Annotated in this window: 14 protein-coding genes; 3 read left to right on the top strand and 11 right to left on the bottom strand. The window is 36.4% G+C overall.

The genetic code is table 11. The annotated features are described in order from the left end of the window. Positions 1 to 3: 3 nt before the first annotated feature. Positions 4 to 1,311, bottom strand: a complete 1,308-nt coding sequence (locus tag MHB58_RS16145; RefSeq protein WP_340735599.1) for a GntP family permease — start codon at positions 1,309 to 1,311, stop codon at positions 4 to 6. Between the two features lie 216 nt (positions 1,312 to 1,527). On the opposite strand from MHB58_RS16145, the gene MHB58_RS16150 reads away from it, so the two are divergent. Together MHB58_RS16150 and MHB58_RS16155 are read left to right on the top strand one after the other, a co-directional pair. Continuing rightward, complete coding sequence (locus MHB58_RS16150; protein WP_340735600.1) at positions 1,528 to 2,442, top strand: LysR family transcriptional regulator; 915 nt, start codon at positions 1,528 to 1,530, stop codon at positions 2,440 to 2,442. A gap of 215 nt (positions 2,443 to 2,657) precedes the next feature. After that, positions 2,658 to 3,980 carry a GntP family permease gene (locus MHB58_RS16155; RefSeq protein WP_340735601.1) on the top strand — a complete coding sequence of 441 codons (1,323 nt, stop codon included), beginning with the start codon at positions 2,658 to 2,660 and terminating at the stop codon, positions 3,978 to 3,980. A 130-nt stretch (positions 3,981 to 4,110) separates the two neighbouring features. Here MHB58_RS16155 and MHB58_RS16160 read toward each other — a convergent pair whose 3' ends face one another. Continuing rightward, the gene (locus tag MHB58_RS16160; RefSeq protein WP_340735602.1) at positions 4,111 to 4,989 is read right to left on the bottom strand and encodes a LysR family transcriptional regulator; all 879 of its coding nucleotides are present in this window, start codon (positions 4,987 to 4,989) and stop codon (positions 4,111 to 4,113) included. 95 nt (positions 4,990 to 5,084) lie between these two features. On the opposite strand from MHB58_RS16160, the gene MHB58_RS16165 reads away from it, so the two are divergent. Continuing rightward, positions 5,085 to 5,744 carry a YczE/YyaS/YitT family protein gene (locus MHB58_RS16165; protein ID WP_340735603.1) on the top strand — a complete coding sequence of 220 codons (660 nt, stop codon included), beginning with the start codon at positions 5,085 to 5,087 and terminating at the stop codon, positions 5,742 to 5,744. Positions 5,745 to 5,923: 179 nt separating this feature from the next. On the opposite strand, the gene MHB58_RS16170 is transcribed toward MHB58_RS16165, so the two are convergent. The 9 genes from MHB58_RS16170 to MHB58_RS16210 all read right to left on the bottom strand — a co-directional run bounded on the left by MHB58_RS16170 (position 5,924) and on the right by MHB58_RS16210 (position 15,566). Continuing rightward, the gene (locus MHB58_RS16170) at positions 5,924 to 6,307 is read right to left on the bottom strand and encodes a hypothetical protein (RefSeq protein WP_340735604.1); all 384 of its coding nucleotides are present in this window, start codon (positions 6,305 to 6,307) and stop codon (positions 5,924 to 5,926) included. Further along, complete coding sequence (locus tag MHB58_RS16175) at positions 6,304 to 6,507, bottom strand: helix-turn-helix transcriptional regulator (RefSeq protein WP_340735909.1); 204 nt, start codon at positions 6,505 to 6,507, stop codon at positions 6,304 to 6,306. Before MHB58_RS16175 ends, MHB58_RS16170 begins: the two co-directional genes overlap by 4 nt. 230 nt (positions 6,508 to 6,737) lie before the next feature. Continuing rightward, entirely contained in the window at positions 6,738 to 7,226 is a 489-nt protein-coding gene (locus tag MHB58_RS16180) for a magnesium transporter (RefSeq protein ID WP_340735605.1), read from the bottom strand. Positions 7,227 to 7,336: 110 nt separating this feature from the next. After that, a complete protein-coding gene (locus MHB58_RS16185) occupies positions 7,337 to 8,800 on the bottom strand; it encodes a phospholipase D family protein (protein ID WP_340735606.1) in 1,464 nt (487 codons plus the stop codon). Positions 8,801 to 9,456: 656 nt separating this feature from the next. Then, entirely contained in the window at positions 9,457 to 9,609 is a 153-nt protein-coding gene (locus MHB58_RS16190) for a YrzI family small protein (protein ID WP_008405393.1), read from the bottom strand. Between the two features lie 632 nt (positions 9,610 to 10,241). Then, entirely contained in the window at positions 10,242 to 11,435 is a 1,194-nt protein-coding gene (locus tag MHB58_RS16195) for a M20 metallopeptidase family protein (RefSeq protein ID WP_340735607.1), read from the bottom strand. Between the two features lie 61 nt (positions 11,436 to 11,496). Continuing rightward, positions 11,497 to 13,017 carry an AbgT family transporter gene (locus MHB58_RS16200; protein WP_340735608.1) on the bottom strand — a complete coding sequence of 507 codons (1,521 nt, stop codon included), beginning with the start codon at positions 13,015 to 13,017 and terminating at the stop codon, positions 11,497 to 11,499. A 308-nt stretch (positions 13,018 to 13,325) separates the two neighbouring features. Then, a complete protein-coding gene (locus MHB58_RS16205; protein WP_340735609.1) occupies positions 13,326 to 13,583 on the bottom strand; it encodes a UDP-glucose 6-dehydrogenase in 258 nt (85 codons plus the stop codon). Positions 13,584 to 13,742: 159 nt separating this feature from the next. After that, positions 13,743 to 15,566: a helix-turn-helix domain-containing protein gene (locus MHB58_RS16210; protein WP_340735610.1), complete on the bottom strand. Its 1,824-nt coding sequence runs from the start codon at positions 15,564 to 15,566 to the stop codon at positions 13,743 to 13,745. Between the last annotated feature and the right edge of the window lie 44 nt (positions 15,567 to 15,610).

The following is a 15,610-nucleotide window of genomic DNA, read 5'->3' on the forward strand; positions in this document are numbered from 1 at the left end:
TGATTAGTACAAGAAAATACCAATTAGTAGTGCAGCAATTAATGCTAAAAGGTTTGGTACTGTCATTGTAATGAATGAGTATTTGAATGCTTTTTCATGTGTTAATTTCGTTAAAGCAAATGTTGATAAAACTGCTCCAGCATGTGGTAAACCAGTAAATACAGCTGAACTGATTGCAGACATACGGTGCATTGCATCCGGGTTTACACCCATTTCTAAATAAGGATTTGCGAACGCTTCCATTGTAATCCCTAAACCACCGCTAGCTGAACCAGTGATTGCTCCTAAAGCAGATGATGCAATTGTTAAACTAATTAACGGATTTCCGGGAATATTTAAGATGAAATCTGAAATTGCTCCGAAACCTGGTGCTAATGTTATTACAACACCAAAACCAACTGATGCAGCAGTAAAGAAGATTGGCGTAATCGCACCATTTGCTCCTAAGCTAACTGCTTGTTTATGTGATGGCATAAAGCGGTGGAATACGATTGCTGACACAATTACGCCAACCGCTAAACCGATTAGTACGATATTCTGTACTTTCATGGCACTACCAGCAAAAATAATAATGATTAAAATTAAAATTGGTAAAATACTTAAGAAGAAAGAAGGAATGTTTTCTTTAAGTGTCAGTTCTTGAGCATCTTCTTCTGCTTCAAACTTTTCATTCTTAGCTAAACTTTTGTTCAATGCATAACGCATATAGAAGATACCTGCAATGATTGCAATTAGAGTAGCAACGATTCCCATTAAAGGTGCCGCTGTAACAGTTGTTCCTAAGTAATTTGTTGGTACAACGTTTTGAATCGAAGGTGTTCCCGGCAACATTGTCATCGTAAATGTACCGATCCCTAAAAATACAGGAATAACAATTAAGTTCCATGCGATATTTAATTGTTTAAATAAAGGTTTGGCTAATGGAATGACAACGAATAATACAACGAATAAACTAATGCCTCCAAAAGTTAAAATGGAGCTGATTAAGAAAATAGCGATTAATACAGGGAATGGTTTATCTGTCCCCGTAATAGATAATACTTTTTGTGCAATGGCTTGGGCTGCCCCACTTTTTTCAATATATTGGGCTAGAATTGACCCAAGTAAAAAGATAGCAAAGAAGTTAACGATAAATCCTGTAAGCCCTGTCATAAATGAAACTTCAGAACCAATAAGCGACGGAAAGAAATCCATGCCATTTGTAACAATGACGATAATTGACGCTATTGGTGCAATAAATACAATGCTGTAACCTTTCATAGCTAAAAATATAATGAATATGATTGCAACAATAATACCTAAGGTACCCATGTTGTTTGCCTCCTATTTGATTTTCTGTATGTCAAGTATTTAACACAACTTAAATTATGTATGAAATATGTCCGTTTTTAAAATACTATTAAGGCTATTTCCCCTATAACTAAACAGTTATAGGAAAATACTGAGCATATTACAAATGGACGATTTCTGTTCAACTAAAAAAATCGTGCTATAATTACTCTTCAATCTTTCGGGAGGGGATAACATATGAAGGAAGATTTATCTTTAGAGTATTTACTGGCAATCCAAGAATATGGCAATATATCGCATGCGGCGAATGCTTTGTTTGTATCTCAGCCTTATTTAAGTACTTATATAAAAAATTTAGAAAGTAAACTAGGTGTAGAACTTTTAAATCGGCAAGTAACACCGCTTGTTCTTACGTATGCAGGAGAGCTTTATATTTCGTATATGCAGGAGATTCATGAAATGCATGAAGTGATGATGCGTGATATCGAAGCCTTAAATGAATTAAAAAAAGGTAGGATAGTTCTTGGTATTAATCCGATATTGGCTTCACATATGCTTTATGATTTTCTCCCAGAGTTTATGGACAAATATCCAGGAATAGAAATTCAATTAGAGGAAGGTACTGCCAATGAAATGGAAGCGCTAACCTTACAAAATAAAATTGATATTTGTATTAGTATGTTGCCAATCAAAAATACGGGGCTTGTTTACGAGAAGTTATATGAAGAAAACATTTACCTAGTCATTCCAAAGGGCCATATATTCTATGAAGAAAATAATAAAGAAATAAAACATATACCATTTCCTCCTTCAAAACTAAATCATCAAAAGTTTATCTTATTAAAACCAGGGTTAGGATTACGTCGTTTAACGGATAATATTTTTGATCACTATGCCATAAGCCCAACAATAACTCTAGAAACGAATAATATTGAGAATGCATTTCGTCTTGCAAATAAAGGAATAGGAATGACAATTATTCCCGAATGTATTATTACAAGAGATCAACTAAAGATTGAATCCAACTTATATACGTTAGGTAATCCAGTTTATAAAAATAGCGTTGTCATTAGTTATAAAAAAGATGTTGTTTTGTCTCCCGCAGCATCTGCATTTTTAAAGTTTGCCAAGAAAAGATATCTTCAATTTTAATTAGAGCCAGCAAAAAGAGAACGAATTCCCAAAGTGGGAACCGTTCTCTTTTTTTTGAAATTGGACGATAACCAATTAGTTATAGAGCGAATAATGGAATTAGTATGAGTAAAAGAGTCCTAATTATGACATAATCTCTTAGGAATTATTTAATTAATACGATGACATTTTAGAATTTTTAAGTGAAATGTTTTCTAATAAAAGGAGTAAATATTATGGATATGATCGGACCTTTAGGCATAGTCGTAGCGATTATCTTTATCATATTGATGGCAATGAAAGGATATAACATTATTTATATTGCCCCGCTAGCATCGATTATCGTAATTTTAACGAACCAAATGGACTTCTTCTCTTCTCTAATTGGTAAAGAGAATTCATATATGACAGGTCTTACCGGATTTGTGGTGAATTTTTTTGCAGTGTTTTTACTTGGTTCTATTTTGGCCAAGTATATGGAACAGAGTGGAGCTGCTCAATCCATTGCACAAAAAGTATTATCGATTACAGGAACAGAAAAGCCGTTTTCTGTATTAGTTGCAATTTTCTTAATTAGTTCGATTCTCACATTCGGTGGAATAAGTTTATTCGTAGTGTTATTCGTGATTATCCCACTAGCAAGACCTTTATTTAAACAATTAAATATCGCATGGAACTTAATTGTCATCCCTGTTTACATTGGAATTGGTACTTTCACAATGACAATGTTACCGGGAACGCCTTCGATTCAAAATGTTGTACCCATCCCATATTTAGGGACAACTTTGACTGCAGCACCTCTTTTAGGGATTATCGGTTCAGTAGTAGCCGTAACGTTCGGATTATGGTATATGAACTATACATTAAATAAGAGTCTTGCAAATGGGGAAACATATGCCCAATTTAACGCTGATGATCAATCCAAACATGAGCTAAAAGAGAAGACACCTTCATTTGTTCTGAGTATTATCCCGATTTTGCTCCTTATGGTAGTGAATTTAACAGGGAGTGCATTGGAAATTCCAAACACAATTTTAATCGGCTTAGGTGTAGCAGTAATTTCATGTGTTATTTGTTACCACAAGTATATTCCTTCTCAAAAGGCAGTATTGAATGCGGGGGGGCAAAGTTCAATTAATCCAATTTTCCTTACTTCATCAGCAGTAGCATTTGGGATTGTTGTAACTACAGCACCAGGCTTCAAATTTATTTCCGATTTAATATTAGGTATACCTGGTGACCCGCTTGTTAGCTTATCGGTTGCAGCCGGTGCACTATCAGGAATAACAGGATCATCATCCGGAGCATTAGGTATTGTAATGGAAGTATTTGCGGAAACTTATTTAGCTATGGGTGTGAGTCCGGAAGCAATGCACCGTGTTGGAGCAATTGCATCTTCTGCATTAACGATTATGCCGCACACTGGTGTAGTTTTATCACTATTAGCACTTACAGGATTAACACATAAAAACAGTTTTAAGTACCAATTCATTACAATGACATTTGCAAATATATTTGCTCTAATAGCGGTAATTGTTGCAGCCATTATCATTTATTAAATTGTATATTGTTAAACGACCGATCATAAGAACAAAATAAAAAAGGTATAGAAAACAAGTTTTTCTATATCTTTTTTTTATTTCAATATAAATGAACAATAACTGAACTACTTTGAGACGGTAATTAATCTCATGTATTCGATTTAAATAAAGCAATAAAGTTCCTGCAAATAGGAGAGAATGTCGCTTCTTGCTTGTAAAATAATTTCGGTTGAATCGCAATTTCTAATTCAGGTAAATCAACAAAATGAATTCCATCCACGTACCCTAGCTGAATTTTAGGTAATATACTGATTCCTACTTCTTTAGCAACTAAATACTGGGCAATCGTAATATCTTTACACTTAGCAACAATATTTAAGGAAATGTTCTTTTCTTTAAGATAATATATAATATTTTCTAACATCGAATACCCTTCCATCGCTTCTAACGAAATAAACGGGAACTTCATTAAGTTTTGGATTGATACCACATCTAGATCAATCTGATTCGACCAATTCTTTGGTACAGCCAATGCAAAAGGACTAGGTATTAAGGGTAATTCTTCGTACTGTTCACTATTTTCCGGTGCTAAAATAACAGCTATATCTATTTCATTATTAAATAACATTTGTTCTAATTTCTCGGAATCCCCTTTGAAAATTTGTAATTCTACTTTAGGGTAGCTTTGAGAAAATTGCCGTATGACATCCCCTACTAAATGTATACAGCTTGAAGAAACCCCTAAACGTAATTGCCCCACTTCACCTTGCATCATATAATCCATTTTTACGTCAAACAATTCCATTTGCTGAAGCATATGAGTTGCATGATTATATAGCATTTGTCCAGCTTCAGTAATCTCCCATTTTTGTCGATATCGCTTAATTAGTGGTGTACCGTAGTGTGTTTCAATTTGTTTTAATAACATACTTAATGGTGGCTGTGCCATATGTAATACTTCGGCAGCCTTTGAAATGCTTCCCTGATCAACTATTTCTTTAAAATAGCGTAATTGACGTAAATCCACTTAACCACCTCATATATAAAATATATATCTTTATTATTAATTATATATTTTTCATTTGAAATTTCAAAGAGTATACTACTTGTAGGAGGGGAAATATGAGTCATACAATCATAATTTCAAAAAGAATTAGCATTTACATAATTGGTTTATTTCTACTTTCACTTGGTGCTACCTTTTCAATTTTGGCAGGTATCGGTGTTTCTCCTGTAACCTCTTTACCTTATGCACTTGCTTTAACTACACCTTTGTCAGTTGGTATTACAACCGTATTAGCTAATTTTGTTTTTATAATTTTACAAGCAATCATTTTAAAAGAAATACGGTGGAAGAACTTTTTTATACAATTAATTATTTCCTTTTTATTCGGTTTTTTTATGGATTTCACGATTTGGTTAACAAACGGCTTACCTGAAGCAACTTCACTTGTTCTTATTATTGTGTATTTAGCAATAAGCTTACTACTTGTTGCCTTAGCTTTACTGTTATATTTCACAGCAAATTTACCGACGATGCCATATGATTCACTTACATATGTTATTGCGAACACATGGAAGATACCATTTAGTAAAGCAAAAATTACTAGTGACATGCTAAACGTCGTTCTTTCACTTGTGATTTGTTTACTATTTATTCAATCCTTTGGCGCAATTGGGATAGGTACGTTCATTGCTGCCTGCGGTATTGGAAAAATGGTGGGTATTTTGCTTCACAAACTTCAACCCTCATTAAAGCAATGGGTGTATAAAAACAACTAAAATTATTCAAGTAAATGCGATTGCTGCTGCTAATAAATCTTTTTACTTTGATAATAAAAAAAGCCAGGGAATTTCCCTGGCTTTTACTTGTTTATACCCGAAACCTTTATTGGGTAACTTACTTCTACCTGTCATTACAAACCCCAATCCCAATTGTATTCTTTTATATAGATTAATCATTAAATGAGTTTCGAATAAATAACCATTGTTAGTGGGATGGATGTAGTCATTATACAAAATAAAATAGTTAAAACATGTGTGGCACTTAAAGTGTTAGGTTCTAGTGCTCCAACTATTAGAAATAGAATTGTAATTGTCGCAAATAACGTAAAATAATTTGCTGTCATACTCTTGCCTATAATTTCTTTAGTACGCTCATCTTTCGGATATAAATGTGGCGACAAATAAGACATCATTAATGCACTAGTTCCCAAGAAAAAAATCATAATTCCTTCTGGAAAGTCACCATTTGCAACATATGGGTAATTAATATAAACACTTAATGGAATCATTATAATAGCTAAAAATAAGTATGATAGCTGATTTTCACGTGCTTTTTTCACTCAGAATCCCCCTCATAAATAAATACATCTTCAATCTTACAGTTAAAAATTTCCGCCAATTTAAAAGCTAAAATAATAGATGGATTATATTTTTCCTTTTCAAGTGAAATAATGGTTTGTCTTGAAACGGAAAGCTTTTCTGCCAACTGATCCTGCGTCATACTGTATTGAGCTCGTAAAACCTTAATATTATTTTTGATAGTAACTCATCCTTTTTATGTAAAGTTTGTTTTACTTTAAGTAAAGTATACTTTACATTCTTTTAAATAACAAGTTACCAAATTTTCGTTTTCTGACTTCCTTCCTATTCATAAACAGCATAAAAACAAAAACCCCCCCACTTAATTAAAAATGGGAGGTGTTGGTACCCTAACTTTTATTTGTGAACAGTTATTTGGATAGGATTGTTTAGACATAGAATAAGTATTTTTTATTTTTCTAATACTATACAATATTGCTCTTTATAATTTGCATGGTTCCAATTATACAATTGGAACAGATGATCGAGAGATAATTCGCTATAATTTAGCCTACTATACGGTATATTCAGTGCATCATCTTCATGACCAATCCATACTCGCCATAGTTCTATGACCTGTCCTGCTCTAATATTGTCTTTTAAGTAATCCAATAATTGCTTTACTCTTAATTCTGAATAGCCAAAATTCACTTCATAAATGAATGGATAGCCCGTATATTCACTTACATCATAGTAACTGCCTTCGTTAATAACCAACTCATTTAAATCCTCTTCATTTTCAATAAATAATATTTGACTATTCGGGTCCATCTTCTCCCAAGGCACCAATTCATGCGGTTTTATTTTCAATTCAATAGCTTCTTTGACCGTCATATATTTTGCTTTGGATTCTATTTCAGGCATTTCAAAATTTGTTGCGATAAATGAACAAGAACTCACTTAAATACCCCCAAATTTTAGATCTTATAACATTACTTTACTTTTAGGGTTTAAGTATAGCATTCCCAAAGCGATGCTTGGTAACATCTTTTTGCTTAACATATCATGGGTTAGTAAGTGGTTACTTTGGCTACTTTTTGAGCCGTGTAAATCCAGCGCTGCCACCAGGAGAGGGTATCCTGAAATTCTTCCACATCAAGCGTGTAGAGAGCATCTTCATTGTTCCAAAGCCGTTCAAAATATCGTTCCATATCCAAGGCGAGCGCGCTATCATTTGGAGCGAGGATACGTACATTATTTTCCAGGTTGTAATTCTCCAATGTTCGTTCCGTATAGTTGGAAGAACCGCTTGAAATGATTGTTTGTTCCGCTGTTTGAATCCAGATGACTTTTGTATGGTATTGGCCCACTACGGTGTTGTACCAGCGAATGTTAATTTTTTCATTTGTATCCTCAAGCAGTTCGTTTACAACCGGTCGATTCGGCAAACCTGACTTTTCCTGGCCGAATGAGTTTTCATTTGGGTCAAGAATCATATTCACCTGCACGCCCCGGTTTACTGCATCTGTTAAGGCGTTGACAATGTCACGCTGGGCAATAAAGAACATGCCAATCCAAATTTTATCTCCTTCTTTTGTTGCTTCTAGGTCTTCAAGCAATGCGTCCAATATTTTTTTCTCAGTCAAATATTGAACACCATACTGACCGTCACCTTGCTCGGGGATATCAGCCCTCGGCAATTTTGGACCATCCGACATGAGGGACACCGCTTCTTCTGCCTTCAAAATATCGTTTATGATGGGCCCCGTTACTTTCAAAGCAAGATTTCCGTGGAAGCCACTTGCATCATGCGGGTTTGATGATGTGATAATCGCTTCCTTTTCCGAAACGGCCGCTTTGCGGTGGTTGGCCTTCACGTTGAGCAATTCTAAATAAGAAGATAAGTTCATTTTTGGCGCTTTACTTGACATGGCGTTGGCAATCCATCCCTTGCCGTTGTTGTCGAACCATTGAAAAAATAATCGGTATAAGCCTGAATAAAGTGGTGTGGAATCCCGCAACGGTTCTAAATCGGTGTAAATAATTTCTACCCCGGCTTCCCGCATCTTCTTGAACCACTTCGTTTCATAGGAGCCATAACCCTTATTCAGCGGATCGGTAATGAAAACAACCGGCATATTAGGATTGTTCTTCTTTTTCTCGGCAAGCTTGTCCGAGAGGGTATCCGCAATTGGTGGGAAATCTTCTTTTTCATCAAAAAACCCGTCCATCAAAAAGAAATCCACCACCACAAACTGCTCTGCTTCATCAATCAATGTATAAACTTCATCAAATATCTGATTTTCATGTTTTCGATTGGTTCCTTCCTGGTCTTGCGCATAAGTTAGATCCGTCAGCATTTCAATATTGTCTGTTCTATGCAAGTCTCCTTCATAGGAAATACCTTCCGGCAACGGTTTATATGTATGCCATAACATTACTCCTATATATAGCAAAATCAAAAGAAGTATAAGAGCGCTTATCACTTTATTTCTGCGACTCCACCTATTCCATTTCTTCGGACCTTTTTTCATTGTAATTCCCCCAATACTCTTGTGCTATTAGTTCCCGTGAACAAGCAAAGTTAAACAGCGCTTGCTTGCATGATTGAGAATGCTGCTGAGAAAATCGCATACTTGCAGATGATTGAAGGAATCGGCAGTAATATTCTAATAAATTCTTAAATTATCTAATATCACTCTAACATTTTCTAATAAGTTGGCGGTTTTCTAATATATGGGGGAGTTTTTCTAATAACTCTCTTGGTTGATCAAATAAATGCATGAAAAGCGCTAATAAAGCCTTGAAGTTTTCTAAAATGCATACAAATTTTTCTAATAAAATCGGTCACCGGTCATATCATTACGAAAAATTAAACGGAATCCATATAAAAGAGTGATAAGTTCTTCATTATAGATAGTTTTTAAGAAAATCGCTTTAGGGCACTAAATGTAGTAATAAAAATATATATTATTCGGTATAATTTACACCCGCTAATCTGTAAGGCTGTATGAAAAGAATTTACTTTTCGCACAGCCCCCATCACTAGACGTGGTTATTAAAACCCGCACTTTATATTACGACCTTTTTTAGCTAGGTGGAGTCATTCTCCCACCATAAAACTGCACACCTTCTTTTAATCATAAAAATCATTTCAATTCCCACCTTTCATTGTTTTAAAGTAACAAAATTAATAATGGCGTTGACGAACGTAATCTTCTACTTTTCTTCGGTTCTGTTCAAAGATTTTTTTTACTTTTTCTTCATGAAGTGCTTTCTCACGAGAGATCTCACGCTCACGTTTTGTAATAGCTATTGAAAGGGTAAAAAAGTTTAATATCATGGATTATCACCTCCTTAAAATACCCATAAAACGGAAAAAACCACAGAGAGACTCTCCCTGCGGTAAAAAAAGGCACAAAAATACCGCAGGGGCACACTTCTCCCTGCGGTATGGGCATACTTAATTAATAAAAAAATTTAAGCAATCCATTCCAATCTGGTCGAATGTGTGATTTTCGTTTTCGCTGAAATTGTAACTACTAGTGACATTAATTTATTGATAACGATCATTTTCTTCGACCTCCTTAGAATTTTTTGATTATTGTGTAAGTATACCCATCCCCAGATTATTTGTAAACATCTTTTTACATTTTTAATAAAAAATGTAAAGTATTATTCAAAAGTAAAAATCCGAAACGATGATTTAGCCACGCAATTCTGTAAAAAGTTGCACACGATTTCATTATATGAAGAGCCTTTACTTATGTTTCCTTTTATCCGATTCTCCTGGCAATCTATAGGTTTCAGATGGACGCAAAATATATATTGCGTTCATGACGTGTAACGCCTGTCCGTGCTTGGTTAAACTTTAGAATTTGATATTAGCAATATCTTGTTATCCCTCTTTTCCCCTTTAAACCTAAAGAAAGGACATAACAATAGAAATATGTTATGTCCTTAACCTATCTATCCTTATATAACACTACTCACAGCATGCTGCTTCAAATACTCCAACGTTGCCTTTGCAAGTGTGTTTGCAGCAACAAGAAGTGCGCGCTCGTCGATATCGAATTTCGGATGGTGGTGCGGGTAAGCTTCTTCTTTCTCAGGGTCACGGGCACCTGTGAAATAAAACGTTCCCGGTACTTTTTCTAAATAGTAGGCAAAGTCCTCTCCGCCCATTTCCGGTTCGCAAATGACCACTTCCTCAACCCCCGGCGTTTGTCTTGCCTGTTCGATGAAGAATCTTGTTGTTTCCCGATCATTAATAACAGCTGAATAGCCGCGCACATAATCGTATTCGTAATCTGCCTTCATCACCAAGCAAGCCGCCTTCAGAACATCTTCTAGTTCACGTTCAATCAGGTCACGCGTTTCTTCATCAAATACACGTGCCGTTCCTTTGATTTTTACGGAATCGGCAATAACGTTAAATGGGTTTAACGCTTCAAAGTGACAAACCGAAATAACTGCCGGTTTCACAGGACTAATACGTCGGCCTAAAAGCTGTTGGGCATTCACGACAAATTGTGAGCCGATGTAAATCGAGTCTTTCGTTTCCTGTGGTTTTGCCCCGTGTCCGCCTTTTCCTTTAATCGTAATGTAAAATCCATCTGCTGCAGCCATTAACGGACCTTCGCATACAGCAATTTTCCCATACTCTACCGGTGCCCATAAATGCTGGCCAAAAATGACATCTACTCCGTCCAGGCAGCCGTCTTCAATCATCGCAATCGCTCCACCCGGCGCAATTTCTTCACCGAATTGGTGGATGAACACGACATTCCCCTGAATCTCGTCCTGGATTTTGTTCAGTGCCTTTGCCAAGACAAGGAGTGACGCTGTATGCCCGTCATGACCGCATGCATGCATTCGGCCATCTACCTTCGATTTATAAGGGACATCATTTTGCTCCTGAATTGCCAGTGCGTCAAAATCTGCACGTAATGCGACTGTTTTACCTGGTTGACCACCGCGTAATGTTGCCACTACGCCACGACCGCCTACCCCTTCACGTACTTCATGTCCAAGCGCACGATGGTATTCCGCAATATATTTTGGTGTTTCCACTTCTTCATGTGAAAGCTCCGGGTTTTCGTGCAGGTAACGACGAATCGCTACCATTTCATCGTAGTGCTGTTCTAGTATGTCAAATATATTCGTCATGTTTTACATCCCCAATTTCTAAATTGTCTGTTTTTCAAATGATATTCGTGTGTCCTGACTATTATTTCAAGTAAATGCCGTCGCCAGGTCCTAATGGCAGGCCAAGTAAGAACCAGATTGCGAATAAAACAATCCACATAATCGCGAAGAATACTGAGTATGGCAGTAATGCTGAAATTAATGTACCAATTCCGATATTTTTGTCGTAGCGTCGAGCAAATGCTAGTAAAATCGCAAAGTATGCAAGCATCGGTGTAATCGGGTTCGTAATGGAATCCCCTACACGGTACGCCATTTGTGTAACAGCCGGTGAGTAGTTTAAGTACATGAACATCGGTACAAAGATTGGCGCCAGTAAAGCCCATTTGGCCGATGCACTTGCGATCAGTAAGTTGATGAAAGCACAAATAATAATGAAGCCGATAAACATCGGTGCGCCGGTAAAGTTCATGTTTTGTAAAAATTCTGCGCCTTTAATGGCCAAGATCGGTCCAATGTTACTCCAACCGAAATAAGCAATCATTTGAGCTGCAACGAATGCCAATACGATGAATGAAGATAGGTCACCAATTGATTTAAACATTTGTTCCGCTACATCGCGGTCCGATTTTACTTTTTTCGTAACGATACCGTATGCTAAGCCTGGTAATAAGAAGAAGAACAGCATAATCGGTACAATACCCGTCATAAACGGTGAATTTAAAAAGCCGTTATCTTCAGGATTTCGTAGTAGCCCTGATTCCGGTACAACTAAAATTGCCATTAAAATGACGTATGCTAATGTGACAATCCCTGCCCAGCGAAGCCCTTTGTTTTCTAAAGCTGTCAGTGGTTCAGCCACTTCTATTTTCCCGCCGTACTTACCAAAGCGAGGTTCTACGAATTTACCTGTTACCCAAGTTGCGACAACAACTAATACAAATGTTGAAACGATCAGGAAGTAGTAGTTCATTGTTGCAAGTCCGGTATATGTAGGATCAACCAATTGGGCCGATGTTTGGGTAATGCCCAATAATAATACGTCTAAAGAAGAAATAATAAGATTGGCACTGAATCCTCCGGCAATGGCTGCATAGGTAGCAATTAACCCAACTAGCGGATTTCGTCCGACACTCATAAAAATCATGGCGGCGATAGGAGGTAAAATAATGAAGGCTGCGTCTGCGGCAACATTCCCGACAAGACCTGTCAATAAAATAACAGGCAGGATGATTTTTTTAGGAGCACTTAAAACGGTCTTTTTCATTAATGCTGATATTAAGCCACTGTTTTCAGCTACCCCAATACCGATCATTGTCACAACTACGATGCCAAGTGGCGCGAATCCAGTAAAGTTACTGACCATATTTGTAACGATTTGAATAAGTCCTTCACGGTTCAATAGATTGATAACTTCAATCGTTTCTTCAGTTCCTGGCTTAACGGCAGAAACCCCAAGTTTTGATAGAATCAGTGATAGCGCAAGAACAAAAAATGCTAAAATAACAAATAACGTAACTGGGTCCGGAAGTTTATTTCCCGCTCGTTCAATTCCGTCTAAAAACCTATCAACCAATTTTTTCTTACCAACTTTACTTTCCATATGCGGCCCCCTAGAAGTTTAATGTTTAAAAGAATAGCAAAATATAAAGGAGATAGCAATGAGTTATGCAAATTTTTAGATTTTTCTTTATATTTATATAGTAATTTTGTATATTTAAGGGGTATTTTGGGTGATAAGCTTTTTCCTAGGGGATTGTATTTCCCCCAAAACAAATTTGCACACAAAAAAAGCCTGGCGATAGCATGGCACGTCAGTTGTGCCATGTTTCCCATGCTTTCCATTTCGTATTTTATGGTGATGCTCATATGTAGAAGCGAATATTCTTTTAACAAGCTCACATCTTCATGTTAATTATTAGTGAGAGCACGTTTTTTCTGAACGTACATATTTTTTAATTTAGCGTAATAGGCCGCTGCATGTACTGCCCCTGTATCCGATTTACGTAAAGCAAACTCGAACGCCTCTACTAGATGCTCTGTAGTGACCAATTCACTTCTGATTTTAATTAAATCGAAATGCTTATAGTTTTCTGGTACTCTCGATAAAATTTCCTGATCCCCTGTAATCGAAATTAAATGATCGTCGTTGAAAAATAATTGTAACATAGTTCTTATCCCCTTTTCTGTATAGTATCGTGATGTCACCCTTTGATAAGCTTTTTAATTAATCGGCTTCTTACCATTACCCTTTTTCCCACAAAATGAATCGTCAATTTTTATCTGAATTATAAAAAATATAAGTTTTAAGCCTCTTTCGACTGAACGTCAATCCGTCATAAAGGTATTATAAAGATACACAGCCAGCAGTACTTTTAGATGATCTTCGTAATGGTTGAAGTCAATTTTTAATAGGTCTTCAACTTTTTTTATACGGTGATAGAGCGTATTTGTATGAATATGGAGTTCCTTTGCAGTCGTTGCCATGGAACGGTTGTTCTGTATATATGTGAAAAGCGTATGGAGAAGTTCATCGTTTGTTTCATTGTTATTCCACAATACAGAAAACGTTTCACTTAGAAATGAGTTAATTTCTTCAGCAGGATGATGTAAAAAAAGCGTACTAATGCCAATATCCCGGTAATGCAGAAGGCCTTTTTCCTTTTGTTTTTTCAAATGAAGAAGAGCCTTTTCCGCTTTCATATGATAATCTTTAGCTTGGCCGGGAGAGTATTGTCCCGTGCTTATTCCTCCCCGGGCTACTACTGTAAACCGCTCATTCCACCAATTCATACCGTTATTTAATATGTTGGTAATCATGCCTTCTCCAGCTGAATCTCGGGTAAAGGATAGAACGGTAATTTTATTATTGTAGCTAAACAGAAGACTGTTCTCTAAACGTAACTTCTCTTTTAGATGTGCTAGAAGAAGAAGTGCATCATTTTCAAGTGAAAGCAAATCCGCATTTCCATCTAGCTCAATTAAAGCAATTTGGAGAAAATGATCATGATGAATTCCTAACTCCTGCGCAACAAGCTCAGCCTGCTGGAGATTTCTAATTTCCAAAAAACGATGGTAGGTTTCATAGGTTTTCTTGTACAAAATTTCAGTCTGGGATCTAAGCTTCATTATTTCAAGCGAGAGAGTCAGAGCTCCTTGTTCAATGATCAACTGATCGGGTTGTGATAGAGGGGTGTTCCCTTCTACAATCAGACACCCTAAAAAAACAGAGCCTGACCGAATCGGATAAATATAGCAATCAATTTGAACTGAATCGTACGTTGATACATAACTAGCCTCAGTTTTATTCGCAAAGAGCAAGAATATATCGTCCAGAATGGTAGCGATATGTTGAATATGCTGGGGGACGTAATTTCCTTCAAGGTAATCCGCATAGACAAGCTTTCTCTCCATTAACTTATTCATTTCCAGGATAATTGCTTCCAGTCCTTTATTCTGAACAGATAACTTCGTGAGGTGCGTATGAATTTCTGTACGTTTCTCTAACATCGCATTCGTTTCTTTCAGCTTTTTTGATAAATGGGTAACTTCATCCAGGCTATTTTGAACTTCCGTGTGAAGCTGTGCATTATATAGCGCCGTTGCTGCTTGGGAAGCGAAACTTTGCAGAAGAAGCAAATCCGTTTCACTTAGGCCATCTTCTACATCAAAACAGTGAAATGTCATAACCCCCATCGTTTTTGTTCCAAGTGCTACAGGAACAGACAAAATGGATTTAATAGTAGGGCTATTTTGATGAGCCTTCGTAATGAATTCAAGATTCTCCTCACTTAAATTTGCCATGCTATTATAAATTTCTTCCGTTGAAGTAATTAACCTTATATCGCCATCCCTGAACACCTTTCCTGTAATGGACTCACCTATGTTAACTTTAAAAAATTTAATGTTTTCATTAAAACCTACATATGTCTTTACGATCAGCTTATCCGAGATCGCATCATACATTTGTATATAACCAGCCTCTGCTGTTTCGACAATCTTCAATGCAGAGTGCATAATTTTTTTAAGTACTTCATCCAATTCAAGCGTCGAATTAATTGCGCGAAAGCTTTCCATTAGATTCACCACATGGTTTTGGGCTTTTTGATTTTCCCTACTTAATTGTTTGAGCAACGCCTCATTTTGTTCCATTCATTCTCCCCCTTGTTGAATTCAACAACTTTCTCTCCATAACT

It is taken from the genome of Solibacillus sp. FSL K6-1554, assembly GCF_038005185.1.
GTDB lineage: Bacteria > Bacillota > Bacilli > Bacillales_A > Planococcaceae > Solibacillus > Solibacillus silvestris.

Excerpts from the sequence above, each read along its gene's own strand:
- MHB58_RS16145 (WP_340735599.1), bottom strand. The coding sequence starts at position 1,311 with ATGGGTACCTTAGGTATTATTGTTGCAATCATATTCATTATATTTTTA.
- MHB58_RS16150 (WP_340735600.1), top strand. The coding sequence starts at position 1,528 with ATGAAGGAAGATTTATCTTTAGAGTATTTACTGGCAATCCAAGAATAT.
- MHB58_RS16155 (WP_340735601.1), top strand. The coding sequence starts at position 2,658 with ATGGATATGATCGGACCTTTAGGCATAGTCGTAGCGATTATCTTTATC.
- MHB58_RS16165 (WP_340735603.1), top strand. The coding sequence starts at position 5,085 with ATGAGTCATACAATCATAATTTCAAAAAGAATTAGCATTTACATAATT.
- MHB58_RS16185 (WP_340735606.1), bottom strand. The coding sequence starts at position 8,800 with ATGAAAAAAGGTCCGAAGAAATGGAATAGGTGGAGTCGCAGAAATAAA.
- MHB58_RS16190 (WP_008405393.1), bottom strand. The coding sequence starts at position 9,609 with ATGATATTAAACTTTTTTACCCTTTCAATAGCTATTACAAAACGTGAG.
- MHB58_RS16195 (WP_340735607.1), bottom strand. The coding sequence starts at position 11,435 with ATGACGAATATATTTGACATACTAGAACAGCACTACGATGAAATGGTA.
- MHB58_RS16200 (WP_340735608.1), bottom strand. The coding sequence starts at position 13,017 with ATGGAAAGTAAAGTTGGTAAGAAAAAATTGGTTGATAGGTTTTTAGAC.
- MHB58_RS16205 (WP_340735609.1), bottom strand. The coding sequence starts at position 13,583 with ATGTTACAATTATTTTTCAACGACGATCATTTAATTTCGATTACAGGG.
- MHB58_RS16210 (WP_340735610.1), bottom strand. The coding sequence starts at position 15,566 with ATGGAACAAAATGAGGCGTTGCTCAAACAATTAAGTAGGGAAAATCAA.